General features: G+C 41.0%; 35 protein-coding genes and 1 pseudogene. 9 read left to right on the plus strand and 27 right to left on the minus strand.

Translation table 11 applies throughout. The features are described from left to right. Window position 1: 1 nt before the first annotated feature. Both parE and V6D41_RS04730 read right to left on the minus strand, forming a co-directional pair. Window positions 2-1,969 (minus strand): DNA topoisomerase IV subunit B, encoded by a 1,968-nt coding sequence (gene parE / locus V6D41_RS04725; protein WP_333517451.1) that lies wholly within the window; start codon window positions 1,967-1,969, stop codon window positions 2-4. A 397-nt stretch (window positions 1,970-2,366) separates the two neighbouring features. Then, window positions 2,367-2,774, minus strand: a complete 408-nt coding sequence (locus tag V6D41_RS04730) for a CoA-binding protein (RefSeq protein ID WP_333517452.1) — start codon at window positions 2,772-2,774, stop codon at window positions 2,367-2,369. Window positions 2,775-2,941: 167 nt separating this feature from the next. Here V6D41_RS04730 and plsY point away from each other — a divergent pair, with 167 nt between their 5' ends. Both plsY and V6D41_RS04740 read left to right on the plus strand, forming a co-directional pair. Further along, entirely contained in the window at window positions 2,942-3,523 is a 582-nt protein-coding gene (gene plsY, locus V6D41_RS04735) for a glycerol-3-phosphate 1-O-acyltransferase PlsY (RefSeq protein WP_253269127.1), read from the plus strand. 87 nt (window positions 3,524-3,610) lie between these two features. Then, a complete protein-coding gene (locus V6D41_RS04740) occupies window positions 3,611-3,898 on the plus strand; it encodes a HesB/YadR/YfhF family protein (RefSeq protein WP_087991417.1) in 288 nt (95 codons plus the stop codon). A 32-nt stretch (window positions 3,899-3,930) separates the two neighbouring features. On the opposite strand, the gene V6D41_RS04745 is transcribed toward V6D41_RS04740, so the two are convergent. From V6D41_RS04745 to acnA, 7 genes are all read right to left on the minus strand, one after another. Further along, window positions 3,931-4,230, minus strand: a complete 300-nt coding sequence (locus tag V6D41_RS04745; RefSeq protein ID WP_039074078.1) for a hypothetical protein — start codon at window positions 4,228-4,230, stop codon at window positions 3,931-3,933. Window positions 4,231-4,245: 15 nt separating this feature from the next. Then, window positions 4,246-4,662, minus strand: coding sequence for a YbgC/FadM family acyl-CoA thioesterase (locus V6D41_RS04750; RefSeq protein ID WP_333517453.1), 417 nt, complete (start codon window positions 4,660-4,662; stop codon window positions 4,246-4,248). An 83-nt stretch (window positions 4,663-4,745) separates the two neighbouring features. Further along, window positions 4,746-4,997, minus strand: a complete 252-nt coding sequence (tlp, locus tag V6D41_RS04755; protein WP_148961709.1) for a small acid-soluble spore protein Tlp — start codon at window positions 4,995-4,997, stop codon at window positions 4,746-4,748. Between the two features lie 36 nt (window positions 4,998-5,033). Continuing rightward, window positions 5,034-5,180: an acid-soluble spore protein N gene (locus V6D41_RS04760; RefSeq protein WP_010328560.1), complete on the minus strand. Its 147-nt coding sequence runs from the start codon at window positions 5,178-5,180 to the stop codon at window positions 5,034-5,036. 64 nt (window positions 5,181-5,244) lie between these two features. Beyond that, a complete protein-coding gene (locus V6D41_RS04765; protein WP_333517454.1) occupies window positions 5,245-5,370 on the minus strand; it encodes an FbpB family small basic protein in 126 nt (41 codons plus the stop codon). A 77-nt stretch (window positions 5,371-5,447) separates the two neighbouring features. Next, complete coding sequence (locus V6D41_RS04770) at window positions 5,448-5,960, minus strand: redoxin domain-containing protein (RefSeq protein WP_333517455.1); 513 nt, start codon at window positions 5,958-5,960, stop codon at window positions 5,448-5,450. Between the two features lie 71 nt (window positions 5,961-6,031). After that, window positions 6,032-8,761, minus strand: coding sequence for an aconitate hydratase AcnA (gene acnA, locus V6D41_RS04775; RefSeq protein WP_333517456.1), 2,730 nt, complete (start codon window positions 8,759-8,761; stop codon window positions 6,032-6,034). Window positions 8,762-8,987: 226 nt separating this feature from the next. On the opposite strand from acnA, the gene sspO reads away from it, so the two are divergent. The 4 genes from sspO (at window position 8,988) to V6D41_RS04795 (ending at window position 10,446) form a co-directional block, all read left to right on the plus strand. Further along, window positions 8,988-9,134, plus strand: a complete 147-nt coding sequence (gene sspO / locus V6D41_RS04780) for an acid-soluble spore protein SspO (RefSeq protein WP_003244839.1) — start codon at window positions 8,988-8,990, stop codon at window positions 9,132-9,134. A 31-nt stretch (window positions 9,135-9,165) separates the two neighbouring features. Next, the gene (locus V6D41_RS04785) at window positions 9,166-9,312 is read left to right on the plus strand and encodes a small acid-soluble spore protein P (protein ID WP_003221237.1); all 147 of its coding nucleotides are present in this window, start codon (window positions 9,166-9,168) and stop codon (window positions 9,310-9,312) included. An 80-nt stretch (window positions 9,313-9,392) separates the two neighbouring features. Continuing rightward, a complete protein-coding gene (gene cotM / locus V6D41_RS04790) occupies window positions 9,393-9,785 on the plus strand; it encodes an outer spore coat protein CotM (protein WP_148961933.1) in 393 nt (130 codons plus the stop codon). A gap of 232 nt (window positions 9,786-10,017) precedes the next feature. Next, entirely contained in the window at window positions 10,018-10,446 is a 429-nt protein-coding gene (locus V6D41_RS04795) for a DUF2621 domain-containing protein (protein ID WP_087991423.1), read from the plus strand. Between the two features lie 30 nt (window positions 10,447-10,476). Here the strand turns inward: V6D41_RS04795 and V6D41_RS04800 are convergent, their stop codons facing one another. From V6D41_RS04800 to ccdA, 3 genes are all read right to left on the minus strand, one after another. Further along, window positions 10,477-10,968 carry a CcdC family protein gene (locus V6D41_RS04800; protein WP_148961712.1) on the minus strand — a complete coding sequence of 164 codons (492 nt, stop codon included), beginning with the start codon at window positions 10,966-10,968 and terminating at the stop codon, window positions 10,477-10,479. 66 nt (window positions 10,969-11,034) lie between these two features. After that, window positions 11,035-11,397 carry a response regulator gene (locus V6D41_RS04805; protein ID WP_333517457.1) on the minus strand — a complete coding sequence of 121 codons (363 nt, stop codon included), beginning with the start codon at window positions 11,395-11,397 and terminating at the stop codon, window positions 11,035-11,037. Window positions 11,398-11,484: 87 nt separating this feature from the next. Then, window positions 11,485-12,192, minus strand: coding sequence for a cytochrome c-type biogenesis protein CcdA (gene ccdA / locus V6D41_RS04810; RefSeq protein ID WP_333517458.1), 708 nt, complete (start codon window positions 12,190-12,192; stop codon window positions 11,485-11,487). 217 nt (window positions 12,193-12,409) lie between these two features. Between ccdA and ynzD the strand changes: the two genes are divergently transcribed. Further along, entirely contained in the window at window positions 12,410-12,583 is a 174-nt protein-coding gene (gene ynzD / locus V6D41_RS04815) for an aspartyl-phosphate phosphatase YnzD (RefSeq protein ID WP_024121579.1), read from the plus strand. Window positions 12,584-12,656: 73 nt separating this feature from the next. On the opposite strand, the gene V6D41_RS04820 is transcribed toward ynzD, so the two are convergent. The 6 genes from V6D41_RS04820 to yneA all read right to left on the minus strand — a co-directional run bounded on the left by V6D41_RS04820 (window position 12,657) and on the right by yneA (window position 17,017). Beyond that, window positions 12,657-12,875 carry a YneF family protein gene (locus V6D41_RS04820; protein WP_003221221.1) on the minus strand — a complete coding sequence of 73 codons (219 nt, stop codon included), beginning with the start codon at window positions 12,873-12,875 and terminating at the stop codon, window positions 12,657-12,659. 85 nt (window positions 12,876-12,960) lie between these two features. Further along, the gene (gene sirA / locus V6D41_RS04825) at window positions 12,961-13,407 is read right to left on the minus strand and encodes a sporulation inhibitor of replication protein SirA (protein ID WP_333517459.1); all 447 of its coding nucleotides are present in this window, start codon (window positions 13,405-13,407) and stop codon (window positions 12,961-12,963) included. A 152-nt stretch (window positions 13,408-13,559) separates the two neighbouring features. Then, window positions 13,560-15,563 carry a transketolase gene (gene tkt / locus V6D41_RS04830; protein ID WP_333517460.1) on the minus strand — a complete coding sequence of 668 codons (2,004 nt, stop codon included), beginning with the start codon at window positions 15,561-15,563 and terminating at the stop codon, window positions 13,560-13,562. A gap of 167 nt (window positions 15,564-15,730) precedes the next feature. Further along, window positions 15,731-15,964 carry a DUF896 domain-containing protein gene (locus tag V6D41_RS04835; protein WP_087991429.1) on the minus strand — a complete coding sequence of 78 codons (234 nt, stop codon included), beginning with the start codon at window positions 15,962-15,964 and terminating at the stop codon, window positions 15,731-15,733. 63 nt (window positions 15,965-16,027) lie between these two features. Beyond that, a complete protein-coding gene (locus tag V6D41_RS04840) occupies window positions 16,028-16,681 on the minus strand; it encodes a YneB family resolvase-like protein (RefSeq protein WP_333517461.1) in 654 nt (217 codons plus the stop codon). Window positions 16,682-16,699: 18 nt separating this feature from the next. After that, window positions 16,700-17,017, minus strand: coding sequence for a cell division suppressor protein YneA (yneA, locus tag V6D41_RS04845; protein WP_087991431.1), 318 nt, complete (start codon window positions 17,015-17,017; stop codon window positions 16,700-16,702). Between the two features lie 149 nt (window positions 17,018-17,166). On the opposite strand from yneA, the gene lexA reads away from it, so the two are divergent. Then, window positions 17,167-17,784: a transcriptional repressor LexA gene (gene lexA, locus V6D41_RS04850; protein WP_087991432.1), complete on the plus strand. Its 618-nt coding sequence runs from the start codon at window positions 17,167-17,169 to the stop codon at window positions 17,782-17,784. 383 nt (window positions 17,785-18,167) lie between these two features. Here lexA and V6D41_RS04855 read toward each other — a convergent pair whose 3' ends face one another. Beyond that, window positions 18,168-18,590 (minus strand): hypothetical protein, encoded by a 423-nt coding sequence (locus tag V6D41_RS04855; protein ID WP_333517462.1) that lies wholly within the window; start codon window positions 18,588-18,590, stop codon window positions 18,168-18,170. An 83-nt stretch (window positions 18,591-18,673) separates the two neighbouring features. After that, window positions 18,674-19,096, minus strand: coding sequence for a FosM family fosfomycin resistance protein (gene fosM, locus V6D41_RS04860; RefSeq protein ID WP_333517463.1), 423 nt, complete (start codon window positions 19,094-19,096; stop codon window positions 18,674-18,676). Window positions 19,097-19,273: 177 nt separating this feature from the next. Between fosM and V6D41_RS04865 the strand changes: the two genes are divergently transcribed. After that, window positions 19,274-19,726: a YndM family protein gene (locus tag V6D41_RS04865; RefSeq protein ID WP_333517855.1), complete on the plus strand. Its 453-nt coding sequence runs from the start codon at window positions 19,274-19,276 to the stop codon at window positions 19,724-19,726. 26 nt (window positions 19,727-19,752) lie between these two features. On the opposite strand, the gene V6D41_RS04870 is transcribed toward V6D41_RS04865, so the two are convergent. The 7 genes and pseudogenes from V6D41_RS04870 to V6D41_RS04900 form a co-directional block, all read right to left on the minus strand. After that, complete coding sequence (locus tag V6D41_RS04870) at window positions 19,753-20,511, minus strand: poly-gamma-glutamate hydrolase family protein (RefSeq protein WP_148961721.1); 759 nt, start codon at window positions 20,509-20,511, stop codon at window positions 19,753-19,755. A 250-nt stretch (window positions 20,512-20,761) separates the two neighbouring features. After that, window positions 20,762-21,056 (minus strand): annotated as a pseudogene (locus tag V6D41_RS04875) (hypothetical protein); the annotation flags it as partial. Window positions 21,057-21,149: 93 nt separating this feature from the next. Continuing rightward, window positions 21,150-22,790 carry a YndJ family protein gene (locus V6D41_RS04880; protein ID WP_333517464.1) on the minus strand — a complete coding sequence of 547 codons (1,641 nt, stop codon included), beginning with the start codon at window positions 22,788-22,790 and terminating at the stop codon, window positions 21,150-21,152. Further along, window positions 22,784-23,404, minus strand: a complete 621-nt coding sequence (locus tag V6D41_RS04885) for a DUF4166 domain-containing protein (RefSeq protein ID WP_333517465.1) — start codon at window positions 23,402-23,404, stop codon at window positions 22,784-22,786. The genes V6D41_RS04880 and V6D41_RS04885 overlap by 7 nt, the downstream gene beginning before the upstream one ends. Before the next feature lie 4 nt (window positions 23,405-23,408). Further along, window positions 23,409-24,215 (minus strand): hypothetical protein, encoded by an 807-nt coding sequence (locus V6D41_RS04890; protein WP_333517466.1) that lies wholly within the window; start codon window positions 24,213-24,215, stop codon window positions 23,409-23,411. Window positions 24,216-24,371: 156 nt separating this feature from the next. Then, complete coding sequence (locus V6D41_RS04895) at window positions 24,372-25,580, minus strand: Ger(x)C family spore germination protein (RefSeq protein WP_333517467.1); 1,209 nt, start codon at window positions 25,578-25,580, stop codon at window positions 24,372-24,374. Continuing rightward, window positions 25,570-26,661, minus strand: coding sequence for a spore germination protein (locus tag V6D41_RS04900; protein ID WP_333517468.1), 1,092 nt, complete (start codon window positions 26,659-26,661; stop codon window positions 25,570-25,572). Before V6D41_RS04900 ends, V6D41_RS04895 begins: the two co-directional genes overlap by 11 nt. Between the last annotated feature and the right edge of the window lie 3 nt (window positions 26,662-26,664).

Below are 26,664 nucleotides of genomic sequence, written 5' to 3' on the forward strand. Positions count from 1 at the left end.
ATTAAACCTCCTCAGCGACCGATAAGTTTTCATTTTCTAAAATATTGCTTTCTTCATCTAAGCCGAAAGCGACGTTTTTCTCAATCCACTTTCTGCGCGGCTCCACTTTGTCTCCCATTAACGTCGTGACACGTCTCTCTACGCGTGCCGCATCGTCGATTTTGACCCTTACAAGCGTACGGGACTCCGGATTCATCGTCGTCTCCCACAGCTGGTCTGCGTTCATCTCTCCGAGTCCCTTATATCGCTGAATGGTATATCCTTTGCCGACTTTTTTCAAGACATCATCCATCTCTTCATCAGACCATGCATATTCAATGATTTCCTTTTTTCCGCTTCCTTTGCTGACCTTATATAAAGGAGGCAGTGCAATGAACACCTTGCCATGCTCAATGAGCGGCTTCATATAGCGATAGAAAAAGGTGAGAAGCAGCACTTGAATATGAGCGCCGTCAGTATCGGCATCGGTCATAATGATGATTTTGTCGTAGTTGATGTCATCGACTGAGAAATCCGCTCCGACTCCGCCGCCGATCGCATGGATGATCGTATTGATCTCTTCATTTTTAAAGATATCAGCAAGTTTCGCTTTTTCCGTATTAATGACTTTACCGCGTAAAGGCAGAACCGCTTGGAATCTGCGGTCTCTTCCCTGCTTGGCTGATCCGCCTGCAGAATCGCCCTCAACGAGATACAATTCATTTTTTGCCGGGTTTCTTGAACCGGCAGGCGTCAGCTTTCCACTTAATGTCGCTTCAGATTTTTTGCGTTTTTTGCCGCTTCTTGCTTCTTCACGGGCTTTGCGTGCCGCTTCGCGTGCCTGACTCGCTTTGATTGCTTTTTTCACAAGGAGCGTTGCGGTATCCCGGTTTTCCTCTAAAAAGTAAGCAAGCTGCTCTGAAACAATCGCATCAACTGCTGATCTCGCTTCGCTTGTACCGAGCTTCCCTTTTGTTTGTCCCTCAAACTGAAGAAGCTCTTCGGGAATGCGAACAGAGATAATGGCTGAAAGCCCTTCCCTTATATCAGTGCCTTCAAGGTTCTTATCCTTTTCTTTCAGCAAAGCCACTTTTCTCGCATATTCATTAAAAGCGCGTGTCATCGCTGTTTTTGCACCTGACTCATGAGTACCGCCGTCTTTTGTTCTGACGTTATTAACAAATGACAGAATGTTTTCAGAATAGCCGTCATTAAACTGGAACGCAAAGTCCACTTCTATTGAATGATGCTCGCCCTCAAACGAGACCACTTCAGACAAGACGTCTTTTTCCTCATTTAAGTAAGCGACAAACGCTTCTATGCCGTTCTCGTAATAAAAGACCTCCTGCTGGTCATTCCGCTCATCAATCAGCTCAATTTTTAATCCTTTTAACAAAAACGCAGATTCTCTTAATCGTTCAGAAAGCGTTTCAAAATTATAAGTTGTTGCACTGAACATCGTTGGATCTGGCTTAAAGTGCGTAAGCGTTCCTGTCTTTTTTGTTTTGCCGAGCTTCTCGAGGGATGTAACCGGTTTTCCTCCATTTTCAAACCGCTGCTGATAAATGAAACCGTCCCGCTCAATGGTAACCGTCAGCCATTCAGATAAAGCATTTACGACTGATGCACCAACTCCGTGCAGCCCTCCGCTTGTCTTATAACCGCCTTGGCCGAACTTTCCTCCGGCATGAAGCACCGTTAAAATCACTTCAGGGGTTGGTTTGCCGAGCTTATGCATTCCGGTCGGCATGCCGCGGCCTCTATCCTGTACAGAAATACTGTTGTCTTTATGTATTTTGACGATAATGTGATCTCCATGGCCGGCAAGCACCTCGTCGACAGAGTTATCTACAATTTCATAAACCAAGTGGTGCAGGCCCCGCGCGTCAGTAGAACCAATATACATACCCGGCCTTTTCCTGACGGCCTCTAGGCCTTCGAGCACCTGAATGGCATCTTCGTTGTAATCAAATTGCTGTTTTCTAGCCAAACGTACAAACCCCTTTCAAAAACTAACATTGTCTTTCTCTTTTTTCAGTGATGCGCATCAATTGTAAAAAGTATTTTTTATGAACCTCGCCTTAAGCCGGTACTGCCTTGGACTCCCCATTATAACCAATATGTTTGTGATCGCAACATAAAGCTAACAAATCAGTTCACAAAACATCGGGCAAAGTGCTGTTTTTACGAAATGGGAACGTATGTTTGTTTATTATATATAAAGCAGCAGACCTTCGCAAATCGAACGGCCGAAACCCAGCTGGACAAGGTGTTCAAAAAAAGCTGTTCAAGCTTTATTGTATCTGTTTCACCGTAATACGCAAACAATATCTTAAAATTAAAAAGCAAAAATCCTTGAATTCACAAGGATTTTTGCGGTTCTGCATCTATTTTGTTACTGCGTGCGCCACTTTTATACACAGATCCATGATAACCGTTCTGTCTTTTTCCTTTAGCATCTTGTAAGCTTCTTCGTTGACCAGCCCTTGCTGTGCCCAAAATACTGGAGCATCTGTCTCCAAAAACTCTTCCGCAACGCTTGGCAGCTGTTCTGAGCGCCGGAATACATTGACAATGTCAACTGGGCCATCAATCTCTTTTAAAGATGAAACGGCTTTGACACCCAGAGTTTCATCAATTGTAGGATTGACGGGAATGATATCATAGCCCGCATCCTGCATCGCTTTTGAAACCATATGTGACGTTCTATCCGGCCGGTCCGAAAGCCCCACTACCGCTATTCGCTTGCTTCTATCAAGAATCTCTTTCAATTCCGCTTTGGAAGGGTTTTGCATCTGTACCACTCCTTTTTCATCTATTTTACACGATCAAAATGAAAAAAATCAAAATATGGTGCACGTTTGTGTGGATTTGTAAGCAAACTTTACAAAAAACTTGTCATCAGATCATGACATCTCATGTTAAAATAGAAAGAAGGGACTTTGAAAAAGGAGAAATGTAGATGTTTATTGCTTTATTGATTATTTTGGCCTACCTGATAGGCAGCATTCCATCTGGCTTAATTGTGGGCAAGCTTGCCAAGGGAATTGATATTCGGGAACACGGAAGCGGCAACCTAGGCGCAACCAACGCGTTCCGTACGCTGGGCGTAAAAGCTGGTTCCGTCGTCATAGCCGGAGATATTTTGAAAGGAACGCTGGCAACTGCATTGCCTTATCTCATGCATGTTGATATTCATCCGCTTCTTATTGGAGTCTTTGCAGTTTTAGGCCATGTGTTTCCTATATTCGCCAAATTTAAAGGCGGTAAAGCCGTGGCAACGTCTGGAGGCGTTTTGCTATTTTACGCACCTCTGTTATTTATCACGATGATCGCGGTATTTTTCATCTTTTTATACTTGACTAAATTTGTTTCCCTGTCATCAATGTTAACAGGGATCTATACTGTTATATATAGTCTCTTTGTCCATGATAGGTATTTATTGATTGTTGTTACCCTGCTCACTATTTTTGTGATATACAGACACCGGGCGAACATTAAACGAATTATCAATAAAACAGAACCTAAAGTGAAATGGTTATAAACGTAAAAACCTTCTCTTTTGACACAGAATAGCCTAATACGTTTATAATAGAGAAAATTCAAATGAAGTACAAAGGGGTGTTCTGTTATGAATATGACAATTAACGAAGACGCACTGAACTGGTATAAAGAAGAGCTGGATTTAGAAAGCGGAGATCAGGTTCGCTTTTTCGTCCGCTACGGCGGCTGCAGCAACGTTCAAAAGGGATTTTCCCTCGGTGTTGCGAAAGATGCCCCGCAAGAGGCTGGAGCCACTGCAGAAGCCGGCGGCATTACCTTCTTTATTGAAGAAAGTGATCTATGGTACTTCGATAACCATGACCTTCTAGTCAGCTATTCAGAGGATGCTGACGAACCTGTTTTTGAATATCAATAAAAAAGGAACGCACGTTATGTGCGTTCCTTTTTTTACAAATGAAATCTTTTAAGATGATCGGTCAGGTTCTCTTGTTCCAAAATATATTTTTGTGTCTCACCCAGGAGATCAAAGTGAGGAAATTCACTTTTCTTATGTATCCATTCTTTTTTTAAACCGTACGCCGCTCCCCATTGAATCAGTTTATCAATATCTGCACAGCCGGCTTTTGTCACGGTCTTTGCTTCTGGAAACCGGTCATCCAGCCAATAATGGGTTAAAAATGCAATATCTCCTCTTTTCACTGCTTGTTTCCACCGGTTGAGTTCTTCCCGTTTCACTCCAAACGCCATATCTCGTTCACTTCCCTATTTTTTGGCCTTTTCATATGCTGCGTGCCAATCAGGAAAAGCTTTGCGGAACTGAATAGGCTTAAAGTTTTCTTTATCCACACAAATATGAGATGAGGTGGCTTCGATGGAAAGCTCACCAGCCGGATTATAAATATGATAACCATAGACGGTTTTAAAGCCGTTGTAGTCCTCTATCCATGTATGCACAACCGCGGTTTCTCCATAATGAAGCGGCTTTTTATAGGATATATTGATATCAACGACTGGTGAGAGGACGCTCCTCTTTTCCATATCACTGTATAAAAAGCCTAAATCCTTTATGAGAGCCGTTCTGCCGACCTCCATCCATACAAGATAATTCGCGTGATAGACAATCCCCATTTGATCTGTCTCTGCATAACGCACTTCTATTTCTTTTTTTGATACCTGCAAAATTATTCTGCTCCCTTAACTTTAATTTAGCCCCATTTTACCATAATCAAATCAGAAAGAAAAAAACCAGGTTTCCCTGGTTTTTAAGAGCGGTATCCGTTTTGTCTCGCTTCGGATTCGTCTTGAATTTCATTGCGAAACGCTTCGATACTCTGTTCGCGTCTAGCATTTTTTTCTTTGATGTGCTGCTTATCTTCTCCTGAAGCAAACTCCATTGATGCTTCTGCTTCTTCCATGTTTTCAATTGTATTTTGAACCATATCCTGCAGCTTTTCTACGTTATCAGAACGATCATCAGGATTAGGGTGCTGGTATTGATTATGGTTATTTGTCATTTGGATGGACCTCCTAGAAATATACTCAATTTTGCGCTACTCACCTTTTGTCTGCATGATGATCGGCTGCTGTCCGGACTTATCCTGCATTTTTTCCCCTTTATTGGCTCTATATTTTACAGGCTTCGTACCCAAGTGGCTTGGAGCAAATTGAGGCTGACCGTTTTTCTTGTTGTTTCCCATGTTTATCCCTCCTCAACAGATAGGATTCTCAAAAGGAGGGGTAAACATGAATACAAATTTAAGGTTATTTTTGCTTAAATCGCTGTTCAAGCTTTTCCTCAAGCTGATTTAAATACTCTGTATTGGTCATCAGCTCTTTTTTATTTTCCATGACGAGCTCATGAAAAGAACGTTTTCTCACCTTCTTCACTCTTCTCACCTCCGCATATTCATTTATTTTTTCCAATTCTGAAAATTTGTAAGCATTCAGAACAAAAAAAACTGAATCTAATCAAGATCCAGTTTTTGTTCCATTTCTTTTTTTGTCATGGTGCCGATATGTATATCTTGAATAACGCCTTTTTCATCTAAGATATACGTCGTTGGGTATGACATCACGTTATAGTCAGCATTGATCCCTTTTTTATCAATCAGGATAGGAAACGTTAATTCATACGTATCAGCAAACGCCTGAACCTGTTTCACACTTTTCTCAGCTGAAGTGAAATTAACAGCAACAACCGCAAGTTCGTCTGCGTATTCTTTTTGCAGCTGTTCCATCGCTGGCATTTCCTGCCGGCACGGTTTACACCAAGTTGCCCAAAAATTGAGGAGGACTTTTTTGCCTTTTGTGTCTTGTAAGGAACTTTTCTCTCCCGATAGCGTTTTCAAAGTGAATTCTGGAGCTTGCTGTCCCTCTTCTATTCCCACTTCTTTTTTGCTGTATGTTTGATACAAATTCCATCCCATATAGCTGGCAAGCATAATAAGCAGGATCCCTGCGAGCCATTTTTTCATCATATGCCACCTCCGCAGCACACTTTGTCATAAAAAGAAGAGAAAGCGAAATGCCTTCTCTTCCTATTGATTCATCAGGACTGCTTCATTTTATCGCGAAGCACCATTTGCAGGATGCCGCCATGGCGATAGTAATCAATTTCAACCTCACTATCAAAACGGACAAGTGCTTCAAATGTTTTTACATTTCCGTCTTCATCAATTGCTCTTACTGTAACGATATCACGAGGGCGTACGCTTTCATCAACATCTACCTCGATCACTTCTTTACCGGTTAAGCCGAGTGTTTCTGCATTTTCACCTTGTTTAAATTGAAGCGGCAGCACACCCATAAATACAAGGTTGCTTCTGTGAATTCTCTCAAAGCTCTCAGCAATGACCGTTCTGATGCCGAGAAGGTTTGTTCCTTTTGCAGCCCAGTCACGTGAAGATCCCATACCGTAGTCTTTTCCAGCTAATACAACAAGGCCGGTTTTATCTTCTTTATATTTCATGCACGCATCATAGATTGATGTTACTTCACCAGTCGGCCAGTACGTTGTAAATCCGCCTTCTGTACCCGGCGCGATTTGGTTTTTGATGCGGATGTTGGCAAATGTTCCTCTCATCATGACTTCATGGTTTCCGCGGCGGGAGCCGTAGGAGTTAAAGTCACGAGGAGAAACCCCTTTCTCTTGCAAGTACTTTCCGGCAGGCGTGTCTTTTCCGATTGCCCCTGCAGGAGAAATATGGTCGGTTGTGACTGAATCGCCAAACTTACCGACAACACGAAGAGCTTTTAATGGTTCAACCTTGCCTGGTTCAACAGACATTTCTTCGAAGAATGGCGGATTCTGAATGTAGGTTGACTCATTATCCCATTTATATAACGCTTCATCTGTCGTTTCAATTTCGTTCCAACGCTTGTTGTCGTCAAATACCGTTTCATACTCTTTGCGGAAGAGCTCAGGCGTAACAGTTTGCTTAACAAGTGAATTAATTTCATCCATTGACGGCCAAATATCGTTAAAGTAAACGTTTTGACCATCTTTTCCTACACCGATCGGATCGGTTTTCAGGTTAATGTTCACCGTTCCAGCCAGCGCGTATGCCACAACAAGCGGCGGTGAAGCAAGATAGTTGCCTTTAACAAGCGGGTGAATACGTCCTTCAAAGTTACGGTTTCCGGAAAGGACAGATGTAATCAGCAGATCATTTTTCGCAACCGCTTCTTCGATTTCTGGTGAAAGCGGTCCTGAGTTTCCGATACATGTTGTACATCCGTACCCAACGAGGTTAAAACCAAGCTCTTTCATGTATGGAAGAAGGCCTGAATTCACAAGATATCCTGTAACGACTTTAGAACCCGGTGCAAGTGACGTTTTCACGTAATTAGGCACCTCAAGTCCTAATTCAACCGCTTTTTTCGCTACGAGTCCGGCACCGATTAGAACGTACGGGTTCGATGTATTCGTACAGCTTGTAATCGCAGCAATGGCTATCGCACCCGTTTTCATCACTGTTTCTTCGCCATTAAGGAGTTTAAAATGAATTTCTTTATCTTCTTCTTCAGCATTTAAACCGAATCCTTGGTTACCCGCAGGGCTGACTAAATGTTTTTTGAACGTTTCCTGCATAGCAGAAAGCGGGATTAAATCCTGAGGGCGTTTTGGACCTGATAAGTTTGCTTCAATTTGAGTCAAGTCAATTTCAACCACATCAGTAAATTGAGGGTCTTCAACATCAGGAGTGTAGAACAAGCCATTGCTTCTGCAGTATGCTTCGACAACATCAATATGTTCTGGATCACGGCCTGTCAGACGCATGTAGTTGAGCGCTTCTTCATCTACTGGGAAGAATCCGCATGTAGCGCCGTACTCCGGAGCCATGTTCGCAATTGTTGCACGGTCCGCAAGCGGCAATTCAGCAATTCCCGGTCCGAAGAATTCAACAAACTTGCCCACAACGCCTTTTTCACGCAGCACCTGAGTCACTTTTAACGCCAAGTCAGTAGCGGTTGTTCCGTTCGGAAGCTTGCCGACAAGTTTCGCGCCGATCACCTCAGGAACAGGGAAATAAGAAGGCTGTCCAAGCATTCCTGCTTCAGCTTCAATTCCGCCGACACCCCATCCAAGAACACCGATTCCGTTAATCATTGTTGTATGTGAATCTGTTCCGACAAGCGTATCAGGATACGTGACAAGCTCGCCGTCTTCTTCAATGGCATGGACGACACTTGCCAGGAACTCAAGGTTTACCTGGTGCACGATACCTGTTGCAGGCGGCACTGCCTGATAGTTATTAAACGCTTTCTTTGCCCAGCTCAAAAATTTATAGCGCTCTGCATTTCTTTCGAATTCCAAGTCCATATTAATAGCTAACGCATCTTCTGTGCCTGCTTTATCAACCTGAACAGAGTGGTCGATAACGAGATCAACAGGAATTTCAGGATTAATTTTATCAGGATCTCCGCCGACAGCTGCCATAGCTTTACGCAGTGAAGCTAGGTCTACTACTGCCGGAACCCCTGTGAAGTCTTGTAAAATAACACGAGATGGTTTGAACGGAACATCGATTTCCTTTAATTCGGCAGTTCCCCATTTTGCCAAATTTTCCACATGCTCTTGTTTGATCACGAATCCGTCAACTTGACGCAATACTGATTCTAAAAGAACTTTGATGGAATAAGGAAGCTTCGAAACCTTCCCGACCCCTGCATCTTCCAATGCTTTTAAAGAGTAGTAATGATAGGTTTTCCCATTTGTAGTAAACGTTTTTCTTGCTTGGAAAACGTCTTTTGCTACAGTTTTTTGCTCGTTTGCCATTCTCCAAAATCCCCCTTCAGATCAGATCATTCTCAGATGAACGTAAATCCCATCACAATTTTCTCACAATTTCATATTAAAACAAAATCATACATAAGTAAATATCAATGTTTTTATTAAATACAATAAGTTCGGCTTATCAGACAAACGTACCGGTAATTATTGCTGTTTATGATCTCTCATAGAACGAAACAAAAGAAGCCATATTATGATGGAGGTGATAATGATGGTCAAACGAAAAGCGAATCACGTCATTAACGGCATGAATGACGCAAAAAGCCAAGGCAAAGGCGCAGGCTATATCGAAAACGACCAGCTTGTACTGACTGAAGCGGAACGCCAAAATAATAAAAAAAGAAAAACCAATCAATAACATCGAACTCTTTTAAGGAGGTTCTCATTTTATGACCAATAAAAATACTAGTAAAGATATGCATAAAAACGCCCCTAAAGGACACAATCCGGGCCAGCCGGAGCCTCTCAGCGGAAGCAAAAAAGTGAAAAACCGGAACCACACAAGACAAAAGCACAATTCAAGCCACGATATGTAAGAAAAGCAGACCTCAGTGTCTGTTTTTTTATGCGTTCACCCATTTCTGATCCGCCGCATATGATGTCAAGCAAGGTTGATATGTGGAGGAATGCTTCCATGACCCATTCTAAACGTAATGACGCTAATGATTTCGATGGTATGGATGAATGGCTTCGGCAATTCTTTGAAGATCCCTTCGCCTGGTACGATGAAACATTGCCTATTGATTTATATGAAACAAGTCAGCAGTATATTATTGAAGCGGATCTGACTTTTTTACAGCCGACACAAGTAACGGTTACCCTGTCTGGATGCGAGTTCATCTTAACGGTCAAATCGTCAGGACAGACTTTTGAAAAACAAATGATGCTTCCTTTTTATTTAAATGACAAAATCATTAAAACCGAATGCGAAAACCAACTACTCACAGTTGCCGTCAATAAAGAAACAGAAAATGATTCTTCTTTTTCTCTTCAATTTCCTCTTAGCTAAAATGAAAAGTCACTTTCATCCCCTATTATGAAAGTGACTTTTTCCCGTCCATTTATTGTCAAATGCCCTCTAGTGACTCTCCCATGGCCAAATAGCAGATTCACTATACAATAGATTATGATCTACTATCTCTTTTGACTAGACGTCTATCACTTTTTTTCTATTCTTTTTTTACTGTGTTCTTCTAATCTCTCTTCGTATACAATATGGTTAGAATAAGGGGGAATGATTGATGCTGGAAGGCTGGTTTTTGTGGTTTATTCTGTTTTGGGTGATCACGATGATTGTCTTATTATCAATCGGCGGTTTTTTTATGTTTCGAAAGTTTTTAAAGCGTTTACCAAAAGAAGACGGCAGGTCAGAGCTGGATTGGCAGGATTACTATATCGAAAAGAGCAGGCATTTGTGGAGCAATGAAAACAAACAATTCCTTAATGAATTGGTATCTCCGGTTCCGGAGCTGTTCAGAGATGCAGCAAAAGCCAAAATCGCGGGTAAAATCGGTGAGCTTGCATTAAAAGAAAAGGTATCAAAGATTGATCAGCAGCTTATGATCAGAGGCTATATTCTCGCAACTCCTAAAAGAGACCATACCTTCTTAAAAAGACATCTCAGAGACAAAAAAATCGATCTCGAACCATATCAAACCCTTCTTAAATAAAAAACCTTTCCTGACAGGAGGAAAGGTTTTTTAATTCATTTGAATATTAGCAGACTGCAGCTCATTATGAAGTTTTCGGTATGACAAGTACATAGCGATTCTCCACGGCACAATCATACCGAACGCCAGGATCCAAAACATTCCGCTCAGTGCGCCGTAATCAATTGATGTACTCAAAATCGATTTCATCACGATTCTGATCACCAAAAGGCCGACTAATATAAATACAAATGCTTTAGAGCGTTTCATGTAAATTTCATTATTTTTAATTTCGAATTTAGACGTTTTGATTAGAAAAATAGAGAAAATCACGCCTAAAGTGAATGCTTCTAAAAACTCTGCACCAGTTACCCAAAATACCGGAAATAAAAACATTAACGCTCCCGTACTCATAAAAATCGGCGGAAGGATGATTTTTTTCGGTGAAACGGGCTTATCAGAAGATTTTATTCTGACCACCATCACAGCTACAGCCATTAACACAGCAATAATCGATGAAACTATAATCATCATATTTATCATTCCTTTGTTTCTAGGAGTGTTGATACTATATACTATACTCCAAAACAATAAAAAAAACCAATGACTTTAATGTCCCATAACGCGGCTGACAGCTTCTAGCACTTTTGTTTCCTCGAACGGTTTGACAATAAAGTCCTTTGCCCCCAATTCAATCGCTTCTGTTACAATTCTTTGGTGCCGCATTGCGGTACACATGATGACCTTCGCTTTAGGATCGAAGTTTAAGATATCACGAAGCGCCTTAATGCCGTTTTTCACTGGCATTGTAATATCCATTGTCACGATGTCCGGCTGCAGTGTTTTATACAGGGCAGCTGCTTGCTCGCCGTCCGCCGCTTCGCCTGCGATTATGTAATTTGCCTCTTCCAAGATCTCTCTGAGTTTCACTCTCATGAACTTGGCGTCGTCTACAACTAAAACTCTTGTCATATTCCCCTCCAAAATCGATTTCCACAGATAATAGTCTTATTGTACCAAAAACAAAAGGATTAGTAGTAGTACGAAAGTAATTTGCCGTTAAAAACCAGTAAATCCTCCAAAAAGATCCGACAGTAAAATAATAATTAGGCTCATCCAATTAAAGAATAACAGCACACCAATCACAATCATCAAGACGCCGCCTGCTTTCATGATCAAAAGCTGGTTCTTTCTTATCCACTTTAGCTTTGTGATAAAAAAAGACAATAAAAGAAACGGAACAGCAAAACCGAGTACATATAACATCATGTACGGCACCGCTGAGCCTGGATTTGTGCTTGCGAGTGTGATAACAGCTGCTAATATCGGACCGGTACATGGCGTCCACCCCGCCGCAAATGCCATTCCGATTAAGACGGAACCTAAAAACCCGCTTGGTTTATGCTTAAAATGGATTCTCCGCTCTTTCATCATAGCCTCAGGCCGGAACACGCCAAGTGTAATAAAACCAAACAAAATAATAAGCAACGCGCCAATTTGCCGAATCGCCTCGTGATAATCCCTAAAGAGGCTGCCAATAAAAGATGTTCCATAACCTAAAGCGATAAAAATGACTGAAAAGCCAAGCAAAAAACACAAAGTATGAAACAAACTTCTTTTCTGCAGCAGCAGCTTTTCTGTTTTCACATCATCCATGCTGACCCCTGTAATATATGACAAGAAAGCTGGGTAAAGCGGCAGGCAGCAAGGCGAAATAAAGGATAGAAATCCCGCTCCGAAGGTCAAAAAATAATTCACGTCTCCCATGTCATCATCCCTTCACGATTTGCTCCTTCAAATGACAAAATCATTTCATTTTTTTAACACTTTCACTTGAAGGATTTCTATTTTCAGAAAAAACTTATATAATTTAATTTGACATTGAGTTATTGTACTCCTTCTCATTTGAAAATTAGTATAAATATGGATATAATATAAACAAACATTCACTTTGAAGATCTAATGTATGAAAGGATACATCCCTGTGATTAGAGAGCATCTATTAAATGAAATCGAAAAAAAAAGAGCAGAGCTGCTGCAAATTGTCATGGCGAACGGAATGACATCTCATATTACGATAGAGCTCAGTCAGGAGCTTGACCATCTTCTCATACAATATCAAAAGCAGCGCCTTCGAGCAGTAGCGGGTGACGAATGATTGCAAAATAAAAAACCCGTATAAGGGTTTTTTATTTTATAACCATGTTTCTCTATATCATAATCTTTACGTATTATTTCGTTTGATTATTCATGGCTTTCATCATTTGATTGATTTTCTTTTGAGAAGGTTTCATTCCCATTTGCATCATCATCATGCGTAACATTTGTTCATTAATAGGCGGATTCTTTTTAAGATAGCTCATCATATATTTACGAGCAATAAAAAACCCGAGTGCAACACCTATGAGCAATGCAACAACGCCCACTAGGATGCCAACCCATAAAGTCATTTTATTTCCTCCTTCATGTTGTCTAGTTTAAAGTGTACTAAACCAAAAGCTATTATACAACATTTACATCTCTTTTTCTTCGGTTTTAGACAAAATTTCTTTCTTTCACCGGATTTAGCCAGCCGTAACGCTTCGAATTGAAATCCATAGCCAGAAAGCAAGGGCTTACCTTTCTCAGCACTTCAAAGAAAATCGTTTCTGCCTCGTAATTCCCCGAAGCCACAATTTCTATCATGTTCTCTTTCATCATAAACGTCGCGTGGCCTTTTGCTTTCGGCAAAGCTAATCTATAAATATAATCCAGCTGCCTGTAATCCGTGTTGTGTAAATTCATTTTTAACCGCTGATGCATATGTAAAATCGGGATTGGCTGTGTAATATATTGAATCTGTTTCTCTGTCATTTCATACCGCTGCTTTGTCAGGCTTGTCCAATGATAGTCTTGAAACAGCTCAAACATAACCGATTCCCGCCCGAAATAGTGATTGGCAAATTCCTCTTTTATCAGGTACGTATAGTAGTGACGTTCCATCTTTTCATCCCCTTTTTCAGCAGCATTTCATTTGCACTCTATTATACAAAAGAAGAAAAGAAAGAATTGTCTATTACTGTTAAACAGCCAATACTATTTTTGTCGGATAAACAAGAAAAAGAGGATGATTTGACTCATCCTCTTTGAAAGACTTACTTATTGAGTAATGCTTTGACTCGGTTCACTACGTTTGGAACTGAGAAGCCGTATTCATTGATGACGGTTTCACCAGGAGCGGATGCACCGAATCGGTCTATGCCGAGCACATCTCCTTCAAGCCCCGTGTATTTTCCCCAGCCAAATGATGAGCCCATTTCAATCGCAATACGTTTTTTCACTTCTGCAGGAAGGACGGCGTTCTTGTATTCATTTGATTGTTTATCAAAACGGTCCATTGAAGGCATACTGACAACAGACACATCGATATTATCTTTTGCCAATTCAGCCTGCGCTTCAATCGCAAGACCCACCTCGGAGCCTGAAGCGATGAGAAGAGCGTCAGGTGTTTCGTTTTTAGATTTAGAAACGACATATGCACCTTTTTCTACTCCTGCCAATGCTTCTTCAGCTGTTTGGTCGATCGTAGGAAGGTTTTGGCGTGTCAATACAAGCGCTGTTGGCTGTTCATTGCTTTGTACTGCAAGCTTCCATGCTGCCGCTGTCTCATTGCCGTCTGCAGGACGGATCAAGGATAGATTAGGCATCGCACGGAGTGAAGCAAGCTGTTCAACAGGCTCGTGCGTCGGGCCGTCTTCACCTACGGCAATACTGTCATGTGTGAAGACATATGTGACAGGAAGACCCATTAATGCTGCAAGGCGTATTGCCGGACGCAGGTAGTCAGAGAAGACAAAGAAAGTCCCGCCGAATACACGAAGTCCTCCATGAAGCGCCATACCATTTAAGGCTGCGCCCATCGCAAATTCACGAACACCGAACCAGAAGTTTTTGCCTGAGTAATCAGCCGCTGTAAAATCACCGGCATTTTTAATTGTCGTCTTGTTTGATCCCGCCAGGTCAGCAGATCCTCCCACAAAGAAAGGAATTTTTTCCGCAAGGCCGTTGAGAACTTCACCGGAAGATGCACGGGATGCCAGGCTGCTTCCTTTTTCATAAACAGGAACCTCTTGATCCCAGTCCTTTGGAAGCTCTCCTTTGATTCCCAGCTCAAGCTGTTCAGCGAGTTCAGGATAAACTTCTTTATATTTAGCGAATTGGGCATTCCATTCCTGTTCCTTTTTCTCGCCTGATTCTTTAACCGCTTTAGCGAAATGCTCATAAACTTCTGAAGGAACGTAAAAATCTTCTTCATATGTCCACGCGTAAGCTTCTTTTGTTAATTTGCTTTCCTCTTTACCAAGCGGCGCACCGTGAACACCCGATGTGCCGGCACGGTTAGGTGAACCAAATCCAATTGTTGTTTTCACTTCAATTAATGTAGGTTTCTTTTCATTTTGGCGGGCTTTTTCGATAGCCGCTGTTAATTCTTCGATGTTGTTTCCATCTTCAACATAAAGAACTTCCCAATTCATTGCTTCAAAACGCTGTTTTGCGTTTTCAGAGAACGAACGGTCGAGATCTCCATCGAGAGAGATGTCATTAGAATCGTATAATACGATCAGACGGCCAAGCTGAAGATGGCCTGCTAGTGAAGCGGCTTCAGAAGAGATGCCTTCCATTAAATCACCATCACCGCAAATACTGTATGTATAATGATCGACTACGTTAAATGAATCGCGGTTGTAAGTTTCCGCTAAATGGCGTTCAGCGATTGCCATTCCGACAGCCATGGCAATTCCTTGGCCAAGCGGTCCTGTTGTCGCATCAACACCGGCAGTATGTCCGAATTCCGGATGTCCAGGTGTTTTGCTGCCCCACTGGCGGAATCCCTTAAGATCTTCGATGCTAAGATCAAACCCGCTTAAATGAAGCATGCTGTATAAAAGTGCTGATCCGTGTCCAGCAGATAAAACAAAACGGTCACGGTTAAACCAGCCAGGGTTTGCCGGACTTACGTTCATAAATTTTGTCCACAGCGTGTATGCCATTGGAGCTGCCCCCATTGGCATCCCTGGGTGACCAGAATTTGCTTTTTCAATAGCGTCTATTGACAGTGTGCGAATGGTAGCAACTGATTTCTTTTCAATTGTATCCATAAAAATCCCCTTCCTTATATGTTGTACCCTTACATCATAAATGTCTGACGACTTTTTCTCAACTGTTTCAGCTTAAATTTGAGAGAAACTTGTTGAAATTTGTCCCATGAAAGTGTTGCTATAGTATATGCAAAAGAGGAATACGTTATTGCCGTATTCCTCTTCTATTAGTGAAGTTTATTATTTCTTTTTTCTTTTTTTAGTTTTTCTGGTGTAACATCATTGCCTTCCGGATCAATGATTTTCACACTTTTTAATGTGTTTTTCATAGAAGAGCGAAAACCTTTCAAATACTCTTGACGGAGCTTTTGCTGTTCAGCTTTTTCTTCTTCTGTCATAACGCCAGCTTTGGCTTTGGCAGCAAGTTCATTAATTCTGGCAATTTTTTCGTTTGAAATCATGTTAAACTCCTTTATGGCATTTTGTCTATATAGTACTAGATCAAAAAGAGTTTTACAACTGATTCAATCGGCTGTCTCGTCATTCTCTATGTATTCCTGAAACCGCCGGTGGACGGTCGCTTTAGATACATCATACCCAAACCCTCTCAGCGTAGCCGCAATTTCTGCGAACGTCAGTTTATTCGCTCTTAGGCGGACGATCTCTGAGATGGGCACCTCTATTCTTTCTTTTCCGCTGTTTTCATGTTGGTTTTTCAGGTTTTTTTGCGGTTTGAAACCGTTTTTTACTGCCCGTTTCATTCCCCGCTTGATTTTCATGTTGTGAATTTTCCGCTGGTACTCTTCAACAATGCTGACGATCTCCAGCACCATCGAGTCAGCCTCCGATAACTCCAGTTCACCTCTGTGAGCCGTTGTATAGACTTTCACACCTTCTCTATAGATGCAATGAAGCAGTGCGATTTTTGCATTTCCACGTCCGAGCCTAGTTTCATCCTGAACCAAAATGACATCAATTCCAGAATTCTTGATCTCATCAAGCAGCCCAAACACACCATCCCGATCCATTTCATATCCGCTAGCTTTCTCAGAAATCACTTTGACGACTTCCATGCCGTTCTCGCCCGCAATGGCCGTAAGCTCCTCCTCCTGCCGCTTTAATGACGTCTCCTGCTGTTGTTTATTTGTGCTTACGCGGGCATAAATGAGTGCTTTCATTTTTTCTATCTTTCCTCTCTATCTTACAGTTGCCAATTCATATGCATCCTGATGCTTCTTTTTCAATGGAATCACCAATTCATCTCCCGGCTGGATATCAGACGTCTGAAGATGATTTTTATCAGCCACCCATTCAATAAATTCACTTTTGTTTATCTTCTTTTTATCTGCTACCTGGCCGGCTATAGACCAAAGTGTATCGCCTTGCTGGACTTCTATTTTAACATACTGATTAAGCTCCTGGCCGCTGCTTGTATATGACAGCAAAAGGATTACCGCGCTCAAAATCACTGTGAACAGACCGACAAAAATAATAGATTCTTTACCCATGATCATAACCTCCAACAGGAATGTTTGTTCGCCTTTTTATAATTTCAGTATATACGAACAAACGTTTCTGTCAATTGTTTTTTCGAACCTATGTTTGTACTGTAAGGAAAATCATGCTATAATCTTCTTAAAATCGACGTTTTGAGGTGCGAAAAATGACGAAGCTATCAAAAAGGCAACTTGATATCCTCCGTTTTATTAAAGCAGAGGTTAAATCAAAAGGATATCCGCCTTCCGTAAGAGAGATCGGAGAGGCTGTCGGGCTTGCGTCCAGTTCAACTGTCCACGGCCACTTGGCCCGCTTGGAAACAAAAGGGCTGATCAGACGAGATCCGACAAAACCAAGAGCGATAGAAATTCTTGATGAAGAAGTAGACATTCCGCAAAGCCAGGTCGTTAATGTACCGGTCATCGGGAAAGTCACGGCGGGATCTCCTATTACAGCAATAGAAAATATTGAAGAATATTTTCCGCTTCCTGACCGTATGGTTCCCCCGGACGAGCATGTGTTTATGCTTGAAATTATGGGAGACAGTATGATTGACGCTGGTATTTTCGATAAGGATTATGTCATCGTTAAACAGCAAAACATAGCAAACAACGGGGAAATTGTCGTTGCGATGACAGAAGATGATGAAGCTACGGTAAAACGTTTCTATAAAGAGGATACTCACATTCGCTTACAGCCTGAAAACCCAACGATGGAACCTATCATCTTACAGAATGTCAGCATTCTAGGGAAAGTAATTGGCGTGTTCAGAACCGTCCATTAATCTATTGAACTATCAGATGATGAAATAACCCCCTCTTCCTTTATGGAGAGGGGGTTTATTGTATCAAAAAAAGCAGGCTCGCCCTGAATTTTAGGTACGAGCCTGAATAGGAGGAAAAGAACATCATGTTTACACCATAATTATCCATCAAACAATTGTTGAAGTCAAGAAATTTTTTTTCCTTCAGGAAACTTTTATCGAAATGTTGTCTGTTTAAAACATTAGACGTGACCTGCTAAAAAATGTTTCATTTCTTGGTCGTGGAATGATACGGGTTTAGATTTATGCAGAGAGCGCGGCAATTAATTTCTGTGAAAATTTAGTACATAGTTTAGTTAGTTCTATTTTATGTAAAAAACAGCTCACCTTTATCATCGTGAGCTTCAATCAAAATGAAAATATTGAATACCATAACTCCCTTTTACTCGAACACTTGTGCAGTTTTCCGAATGTTCTTCTGCAAAGATACGGTATCGATGAAATGGATCAATTGAAACCTTATCCTGAGCACTAAAATCAAACCAACTGCCTCTGAATTGTTTCGTGCTCAGCGTGGAATATTGCCCCGTAAGCCCCATCCGTTGAAGTTTAAGCTCAACTGAACAACTATTGGCTCCCAAGATCGTAAACTGATAGCCTAAAAAATATTCGATTGCCGGAACATCACTGATATTTTCCAGAACAAACGACTTTGTGCTGTCATTTAAAATAAAGTCTATTTTGTGATCAAACCCTAATGCTGACGCATGGGTACTGCCAATGCCAAAAAAACACGTCAAAACTGCCGTTAAAGCCAGTATCTTCATTTTCAACCAAACCCCCTCGTTTACCATACTTTAACCTTTATTCATATTTATGTATATGTTCTTTGTAATATCTCGAGGCCGTTTCAATCATAAAATTTCATATGCGTTTTTTCCTGTTTATAATAACGAAGCCTGTCTTGAAGGGTTCCGGTATGAAATTCAAATTTATGGCCGTCTGGGTCGGTAAAATAAATAGACTTTCGATCGCGTTCATTTCGTTCTCTTCCAGGCAGTATATGGACATGAAGCCTTTTCAATTTTGCTGACATTTCCTCAAACTTACGATCTTCAATAGTAAAAGCAATATGAGTATATGATGCCTTAATGTCATTTCTCGGAATGTCAGACTCTTCATTAAGTGCAAGCCAGATGCCATTCAAATCAAAATATGCTGTTGTTCTTCCTTTTACCAGCAGCTTGGCATCAAACACTTTGTGATAAAAATCGATTGATGTGTCCAAATGGGAAACAGAAAATAACAAATGATTGATTCCTTTTATCTCCACAATAAATCCCCCCTCTAAAGCTGATCAACCATATGTACGTTTTTGCACCAAGAAGGTTTCATGCAACAAGAAAAAAATACCAGTGTAAACAAAATCGAATTGTTTAAAATAATGACTGTAACAAAGATAACGATTAAGAAAAGGATTTTCCTTAAAAATAACAACTTAGGTGATCAAATGAAACATCTCATTGCACTTTCTTCAAAGATTGCTTTCACTCTCGCCCTTTTATATGTAATATTGGACAGGGTCTACTACGCATCCTTTCTAAGTGTGATGTTTATTGCACTTTTCTTAGGTTTTGTCTCATACCTTTCCGGTGACATGCTCGTCCTTCCGAGAACAAACAATATTATAGCTTCATTGGCTGACTTTGGACTTTCATTCGTTATGATTTGGGTCTTTGCTTTAACCCAAACAAGAAATGATTTCTCACCGTTTGCAGCCGCTCTTCTTTCCGCTGTCTGTCTTACTGTTTTTGAATACTTTTTTCATCGGTATTTGCTGAAGAATGTGCTGGATGAAACCTTCCGAAATGAACTGACCACCAGGGATAACACCCTTCAATATCAAACAGAAGCCGCAGACGAATTACTTCCTGACGTTACTAATGAGAAGCATGAGGAATAGGAGGCCGGCTTATGGCCTCCTATTTTTCAGTAGTTACTTTTCAGAAAACGGGACATCACTTCGGTAAAATCATAAAACCTCTCATTTTGAGTAACAGATCTGCTTTTTAAAGAAAATACGCCAAACAAAGATTTTCTAAAACCTGTGCTCATTTCTATCTGGATACTCAAACCTGTTTTTGATTTATTTGCAATGTTATTCGGACTAACGCCTGCATGCGGATGGTCTGTACTGAGCAAGACAGCAGGAAAACCGGCATTTTGCAGTTCTTCAACTAAATCTGCCGCTCTTATGCGATCTGTACCGCCGACTTCGATCTGCTGATCTTCTTCTGCATACCCGTGCAATGAAATGACATATTCATGACTTCCCGTCATCCTCAAGGCCCGGGGCTCATCAAAATGCGTACTCGTAATATGCAGCACAGAGTTTCCTGACGATTTTAAGCCTTCAAATAAATACATCGAAGACTCTTTGTTTAGCTCTCTCGCTACTTCACTTGTCCCGCCTTCAATACCTCCTCCGTGAATGGCTAAAATAAGGACAGGACTGCCGGTTTCTTTCGTAACAATACGGTAATCTGAAGGCTTTTCATTGTTTTTTAATTCCTCAAAATTCTGATAGACATCTTCCGCGTAAATTGAAGAAATCGGAATGAACATCACAAAAACAATCAATAATTTTACAATTTTAAGAGTTGATGGGAAACGTTTGGCTATGTTACAATCAACATGCTTCAAGGAATGGAGCAAACGGCGGAGCAGGGATACTTTGGCCGGTTTCATCTACTCCGCCTCTAAGTCCAAATCAACAGGATGTCGGTTTCTTTGAGGCTTTAGCACGAATTCTCTCGTCCTCCTTGTTAAATTTTTGTTAAATTCACAATATTATATACCATTAGCCCGGGCGCTGTTCTTCTCATTTTTGAATTTATGAAAAGGTATTGGCACCGCATGCATCCCAATTCCCATATCTAACATAAAAAAAACGCACCTGCTCTTTGGCCTGTGCATTTTTATTTTCTATTGATTCTTCCTTTTTTGCTTCATTCAGTTTCATGATATTTTTTTCGATTTTTCTTATTTTTCGCCTTTGCGGGATTGTTTTCACTTCATGATAAACAGCGATAAACCCGCTTAATGTTACTACTGCGATGTAAAGAACACGATGTTTGATAAACCGGTCAGCACGCTCGTGATCCCCCTTCTCTTTTTCCAGCCTTTCGATCACATCTTTACCAAACAGCTGATCGACATACACTTTTTTTCATTCCCACTGCAAATCCAGCAGCCAGCCAAAGAATCAGAAATAAATTGATATAAAATATCACTAGTCACTTCCTTTCCCGTTAAGATGCGGCGCAGAATTGGAATGCAGCTGATCGAATCGTCAAACAGCTGTCAGACGAAGCCATTTCTTTGTGTTAGGTACTTTCATTTGGTCGACAATATGTAATAATGTAATGTACTGTTAGAAATTTTAATCCAAACAGCCACATATGATGAACAGCGGTTAATCTGTTGTCATGCGAAGCTTCTATCAGAAAGGTCTCAGATAAAGGAAGCGGACAAGTTCCCGCTCTGGTTTGCAGATAAATTCCCTCATCTCCAGCTCCGTTTTTTCTCCGCCTGCTTGTCAAAACCAGTTTCTCATGATGATGATAAGGCTTTAAAATGCCTGTCATGCTGCTGAATGGAAGCGGGAGAGAGATGTTCATATACCCCTCTTCATTTGAACGATACACTGAATATAGAGCGGTAAAAATGGTTTCGTTTTTTTCATTTGTTCTGATCCAGGCACGCACTCTTTTTCTTCCGTCTTTTTTCGAATGAACACCCTTTATCGTGCTGTACATTTTATACCAATCAGGGTTCGTCGACAGATGTATTTGGCCGATTTTACTGCTGAACCATTCGTAAACAATTGCAAGCGGCCGAAACCACGTGCTCCACATCACTTTTGCTTTCACATCATACTCAACGGTTTGTTCATAAAACGATAAAATAAATGGCGCCAGTTTTTCGGGTGAAAAATCTTTTGAACGAAGGCTTCTCATATCATCCACAAGCCCTCTGTATTGAGCGTTATTTTCAGCTTGAATCTCAGCTAAAAAGGCTTTTCCAATCCTTCTTTTTCCATAGATCCGGCTGAATATCTTTACACTGTCTGCATCAAAAGGCTTTGGATCTTCTATTCTCCATCCGATGAGAGCGGGCAGTATCACAGCAAACGCGTTGATAAAACCGTGAATCCAAATCATCTGATTGATGCTCAGTGTAACTTCCTGCCGAAATACACCAAATGAATAAATCATCGAAAAAGTGATCGTTAACATTAAAACGGCAGAAGAAAGCCGAATAAGAATTTTTCCCGTCTTGCTTCGAAAAGCTGTGGTGAACACCAAATATGCATGAAGATAAAGCGCCGTCATATAGATGCCAACCGCAATGACATCAAGTGTTTTTGAATATGTGATGCCAACCGCGATAAGAATGGGCGAAAACAAAATCACCCATGTTATCCAACTGTACAACATCCGATTATTTCTGGCGATTCTTCCGAGCAAGCCGTTAAAGATCGGGATCAGAAAAGCTGAATAGTGAAAGTGGACAGCAGTCAGCAAAATGATAAGCGGGCCAAATTGCATGATCTGCAAATGTGCAGCATAAGCAAAAAACCAAAACCCTCCACCCGCCAAATAGATAAGCCCGAACAAAACTGAGGTCTCTTCGATTCTATGTATCTTTGTATCCCGCAAGCGAAGGAGCGCGTACAACGCCATAAAGACAGTGTAGATCCACCAGATCAGAGCGAACCACCCGATGTCTGTCACAAGAGCCAGCACCGCAAAGAAAGCGGCTGCCGGATAGCACTGTATGAAACCAGATTCCAGAAATTGAGCAGCCCGAGGCGGCGATTGATGAAAGACAAAAGGAAAAATCCCCGGAACGAAAAAGAGGATGGATAACAAAACAAGCGCCTCTGCCACTGATAGATGGGGTGTTTCCGCTGCAAGAAACCCTATAAAATAAAGCGTACTGATCATGCCATTTCGTTTTAACATGATTCTCTCTCTTCTTCCTGAAACGTTCCTTTATAATAGAAAAGAGTGCCGAGAATTGTATTTTGCACATGCACTTGAATGGTGAAGCAATTCTTGCTTTCATCAAACGTTTCGCAAACAACGGACGTACCGGTCAGCCATTTTGGCAGCGGTATTCGTTTTCCGCATATCAACAGCCATTGCTTTCCCGATGTAATCGTAAGAGTGCCGTCAAGAGATGCCTCTAACACTAAAACAGAGAGCAGAAGATGAGGTCTGCCGAAGAAATCGAGTATTTTGTCTTCTTTTTCGTCGTATACCATTATCGCGTCAAAAAAACGTTCTTTGCCTTTAAAGAAAAATGTACGATTCCATTCTATCCCGATATGTTCCCGATTCATAAGACAAGTTCTATTTTGTATCGTAAAAGGGATGTCTTTGCCTCTTTCTGAAAAGAAGCACCTGAAAAAAATACCCAGCTTTAACAGCATTCTGACAAGAAAAGAGCCTCCGCTTATTTCTGACATCGTTCCTGTCCCGCTGAATGTATGCGCTTCGTCTAATTGATATCGTTTTTGCAGCTTGGGATGCAGCAAATAATAGTTCTTGATCGTTTTTTCATAAATCGAATTCACAATGTCACTTCTTTCTCTTTCGTTTAGTGTGCCGGGCACTAGGGAGCTGAAGATTAAGAACGCCGCTTGCCGCAGAAAACACACTCAACAGAATTGATAATAATATCTCGGAACCTAAAAAAACGAACCCAGCATAGATAAAAGCCTGGACTGCATGAATGACCCATTTTTTCTTTAATGGAATAAGCCACAGAATACCCCATCCTATCTTCGCTGTTCCTGCAAAGATACTTGTTTCAAAACCTGTAAAGCCTTGATAAAACCAAAACAGACTAAAAAATAAACATATGAACACATAGACGATTGCCGATCGAATGGAGTGTTTCGGATGTTTGTTTTGCTCAATCCAGAGCCTTAGTACATCAAAGCTCCACGCAGTCGCCCAGCCAAGCAGCGGCCGAAAAAATATACGATCGATCCATCTTCCCGGCAGTCCGTAGGCTGTTTTGTATTGGTACTGTGTTAAAAACGTTATGTTCCCGTTGTCTCGCTGTATATACTTCCAGTAGCCATTACCGCGCCTAATCAGAGATAACGGATGATCAGAGCCAAAAGCCAGTGAAGAAACTCTTTCAGATGAATATTTGTCGAAAACACCGACTGTTTCTCCTGTACCCGATACCTTTAGCCCAAAACCTATTCTTGTTTCGTAAAGAAACTTCTGCTTTTCGTATTGCTGCTTAGGCAAATATGTGATATTTGAAAACCGGAGATCCCATTCTTTATGCAGCACTGGGGTTTGCGTATATTCCCAGAGCGTATCCAGGTCAGATCTCATTTCGATTTCTACATAAATCGGTTTCTGTCTCACAGCCCCTCCTCCCTTCTATTTTAAGCAATTTCATATTATCATATTGATTGTTTTAAAAAATGCATTTACCCCAAAAAAAGTATCTTCATCCTGAAAAATGCATAAGAAAAAGAAGAGATGTTTCTTTCTCTTCTTTTTAAAAATCTATTTGATTCATTACTGAGTTTTAACCGTTCCATAATGAGTAATTGTGGTGTTTACACTGTACGTGATGTCGGCCTTACTGAAGGTGTCATCCCAGTTCTTTTTCACCTTTTTCCATAAGTCCGGATGTTCAAGTCTTAATGATTCATCAAAACCCGCAACATCAGCTTTATAATCTTGCTGGATTTTTTTTAATACATGACCGACTATTTTTTTCACTTCGTTTTCAATATTCTTTTCAATACGTTCTATAAACTGTGTGTCCAACGTCTCATTTGTGTTCCAGTTTTCAACCAAATCCCCTTCCGATTCAATATCGACATGGAATGATATATCCGTTCCTTTTATTATAGGCTTTATTTTACTTTTTATATAATTGATATCGTACGCGATAATCTGCTGGCTCTTTTTATCATAGCACTTTACAACTCCGCCTTTTCCTCCTCCGGCAATCCAAGCAATTCCCTCCGTTTCATATTCATCTAAAAAGCCGATCATTTTTTTAGACTTCCCGTTAATTACCGCTGATCCGGAATACTTGACCGCTCCATTTGCCGAGACTGCATTTTGCAGTAAAAAACTGCTGCCGGAATGCAGTTTACCGATTAGTTTCGCGAGTGTTACAGGGCGAAGTATTCTGGAAACTTTATGTTCATTCTCAACTAATCCAGTCAGCCGAAATGCCGGAATTTCACCACTCTCTTTCAGTTGGAGGGCATCTCTCGCCTTCCCTTTTGCAGATAAAACAAGACAGCTCAGCCTGATTTCATTATCACGAAAAAATTGATCCAGCATTTTGTCGATAGGATATGTACGCAATACATCTTCACTCATGACAACCACTTTTAAATGCGGGCTAAACACTTCACGGTCCCTTCTTAATGCAACCTCGCTCCCAATCTGTTGTAACGAATCACCTGTTTCACTTATATTTTGATACGCTTTTTGCGTTCCTTGTCCGCCTCCTCCGTTTTGTCCCGCACCTACCACTTTTTCATTAACAAATTGATAGGTCAGTGTAAGGTTGTCTTGTTTTGGATAGCTCCCTCCCTCTTCTTTTAACTCTTTTTCAGTATTTGTTTCTTTTCCTTTATCAATTGCGATAGCAAATGTGAGACCAAGCTCTTCTATTTCCCTGCTGCTCCAGCACCCTGTTACACAAATCATAGACAAACATACGATGACAATAGCGGACACTGGATGTTTGATTTTACGTTTCACCTCTTTTCCTCCATTTCGATATGACTAAAAGAAAAATCGGCAGAGCGCCAAATATATACAAAGCCATATGACTGACTATATCGCCCAAAATAAACACATCATTTTCATTTTTGGGCATGCAAGAGAGAATAAAAACAACAGGAAGCAGCCAAAACATACATGAAACGGGTTTCTTTTTGAAAACTTGCGAGACTCCTAAAGAAGCTGCATAAAAAGTGATAATGAACGTGGCAAAAAGCTGCATAATCCAAATGACTAGCAGGAATGATTCAAATCGTTCAAATATTAAACCAGATATCTCAAAGCTTCTCATCAGGTCAAGTGCCGGCCATGTTCTCGTTACAACACCGTCAACGGATATTGCACCGATAACCATAATCAGCGTAAAAATATAAAAACATGTCACAACACTTGTCCCGATTACAACCGCTTTCAACGCCTTTTTCGGTTTCTTCATAAACGCTACTAAAATAAGCATAATTTCAGAACATGTAAACGAAAGGGCCGTTGTTTTCACTCCTTTGAGAACCGGCATGATTCCATCTCCTAATACAGGGCGTAAATTGTTGACCTCAAATATACCTATACTCATGACCGCTACAGTTAAAAAGATAATGACCGTAACCGGAAAGATCATTTCAAAAAGCCGGGCAATGGGATCGAGCCCTTGTGTAATTGAATAAAGCCCGATCCAAAGAACCGTCATGACTATCGCCCACGATGGCGTCCCTTCAAGGAGAAAAAACACAACAATTTCTGACATGACTCTCACTTCGAAGGCACCGAGAGCTAAAAAATAAGTAATGAAAATGAGACTGATTAAAGCGCCGAGCCATTTGCCTACAATATGACCAGCATATTCATAAAACGTCTCCTCAGGATACTGCTGGCTTAATTTCACGATGACTATTCCGGCAATGATCGCGATAACCCCGCCTAATAAAATGGAAATCCATCCATCAGGCGATTTTGTTTGTTCTGTTACTGTCCGAGGGAGCGTGAGAACTCCTGCAGCGAGCATATAATTAATAATGATCACCGTTGCTTGTGCGGTTGTAATTTTACTCTTTGGGCTGGACATGAG

Source organism: Bacillus sp. 0102A, from assembly GCF_036765155.1.
GTDB lineage: Bacteria > Bacillota > Bacilli > Bacillales > Bacillaceae > Bacillus > Bacillus subtilis_G.

Excerpts from the sequence above, each read along its gene's own strand:
- V6D41_RS04740 (WP_087991417.1), top strand. The coding sequence starts at position 3,611 with ATGAATATGACAATTAACGAAGACGCACTGAACTGGTATAAAGAAGAG.
- cotM (WP_148961933.1), top strand. The coding sequence starts at position 9,393 with ATGTGGAGGAATGCTTCCATGACCCATTCTAAACGTAATGACGCTAAT.
- tkt (WP_333517460.1), bottom strand. The coding sequence starts at position 15,563 with ATGGATACAATTGAAAAGAAATCAGTTGCTACCATTCGCACACTGTCA.
- tlp (WP_148961709.1), bottom strand. The coding sequence starts at position 4,997 with ATGACAAATAACCATAATCAATACCAGCACCCTAATCCTGATGATCGT.
- V6D41_RS04770 (WP_333517455.1), bottom strand. The coding sequence starts at position 5,960 with ATGATGAAAAAATGGCTCGCAGGGATCCTGCTTATTATGCTTGCCAGC.
- acnA (WP_333517456.1), bottom strand. The coding sequence starts at position 8,761 with ATGGCAAACGAGCAAAAAACTGTAGCAAAAGACGTTTTCCAAGCAAGA.
- V6D41_RS04745 (WP_039074078.1), bottom strand. The coding sequence starts at position 4,230 with ATGGCGTTTGGAGTGAAACGGGAAGAACTCAACCGGTGGAAACAAGCA.
- V6D41_RS04760 (WP_010328560.1), bottom strand. The coding sequence starts at position 5,180 with ATGGGAAACAACAAGAAAAACGGTCAGCCTCAATTTGCTCCAAGCCAC.
- V6D41_RS04870 (WP_148961721.1), bottom strand. The coding sequence starts at position 20,511 with ATGAAACCGGCCAAAGTATCCCTGCTCCGCCGTTTGCTCCATTCCTTG.
- ccdA (WP_333517458.1), bottom strand. The coding sequence starts at position 12,192 with ATGGGAGACGTGAATTATTTTTTGACCTTCGGAGCGGGATTTCTATCC.
- V6D41_RS04800 (WP_148961712.1), bottom strand. The coding sequence starts at position 10,968 with ATGATAAATATGATGATTATAGTTTCATCGATTATTGCTGTGTTAATG.
- V6D41_RS04730 (WP_333517452.1), bottom strand. The coding sequence starts at position 2,774 with ATGCAAAACCCTTCCAAAGCGGAATTGAAAGAGATTCTTGATAGAAGC.
- plsY (WP_253269127.1), top strand. The coding sequence starts at position 2,942 with ATGTTTATTGCTTTATTGATTATTTTGGCCTACCTGATAGGCAGCATT.
- V6D41_RS04840 (WP_333517461.1), bottom strand. The coding sequence starts at position 16,681 with ATGAAAGCACTCATTTATGCCCGCGTAAGCACAAATAAACAACAGCAG.
- sirA (WP_333517459.1), bottom strand. The coding sequence starts at position 13,407 with ATGGAACGTCACTACTATACGTACCTGATAAAAGAGGAATTTGCCAAT.
- V6D41_RS04805 (WP_333517457.1), bottom strand. The coding sequence starts at position 11,397 with ATGACAAGAGTTTTAGTTGTAGACGACGCCAAGTTCATGAGAGTGAAA.
- V6D41_RS04795 (WP_087991423.1), top strand. The coding sequence starts at position 10,018 with ATGCTGGAAGGCTGGTTTTTGTGGTTTATTCTGTTTTGGGTGATCACG.
- V6D41_RS04855 (WP_333517462.1), bottom strand. The coding sequence starts at position 18,590 with ATGAAGATACTGGCTTTAACGGCAGTTTTGACGTGTTTTTTTGGCATT.
- sspO (WP_003244839.1), top strand. The coding sequence starts at position 8,988 with ATGGTCAAACGAAAAGCGAATCACGTCATTAACGGCATGAATGACGCA.
- V6D41_RS04900 (WP_333517468.1), bottom strand. The coding sequence starts at position 26,661 with ATGTCCAGCCCAAAGAGTAAAATTACAACCGCACAAGCAACGGTGATC.
- yneA (WP_087991431.1), bottom strand. The coding sequence starts at position 17,017 with ATGATCATGGGTAAAGAATCTATTATTTTTGTCGGTCTGTTCACAGTG.
- V6D41_RS04880 (WP_333517464.1), bottom strand. The coding sequence starts at position 22,790 with ATGTTAAAACGAAATGGCATGATCAGTACGCTTTATTTTATAGGGTTT.
- V6D41_RS04820 (WP_003221221.1), bottom strand. The coding sequence starts at position 12,875 with ATGACTTTATGGGTTGGCATCCTAGTGGGCGTTGTTGCATTGCTCATA.
- V6D41_RS04865 (WP_333517855.1), top strand. The coding sequence starts at position 19,274 with ATGAAACATCTCATTGCACTTTCTTCAAAGATTGCTTTCACTCTCGCC.
- V6D41_RS04835 (WP_087991429.1), bottom strand. The coding sequence starts at position 15,964 with ATGATTTCAAACGAAAAAATTGCCAGAATTAATGAACTTGCTGCCAAA.
- V6D41_RS04785 (WP_003221237.1), top strand. The coding sequence starts at position 9,166 with ATGACCAATAAAAATACTAGTAAAGATATGCATAAAAACGCCCCTAAA.
- lexA (WP_087991432.1), top strand. The coding sequence starts at position 17,167 with ATGACGAAGCTATCAAAAAGGCAACTTGATATCCTCCGTTTTATTAAA.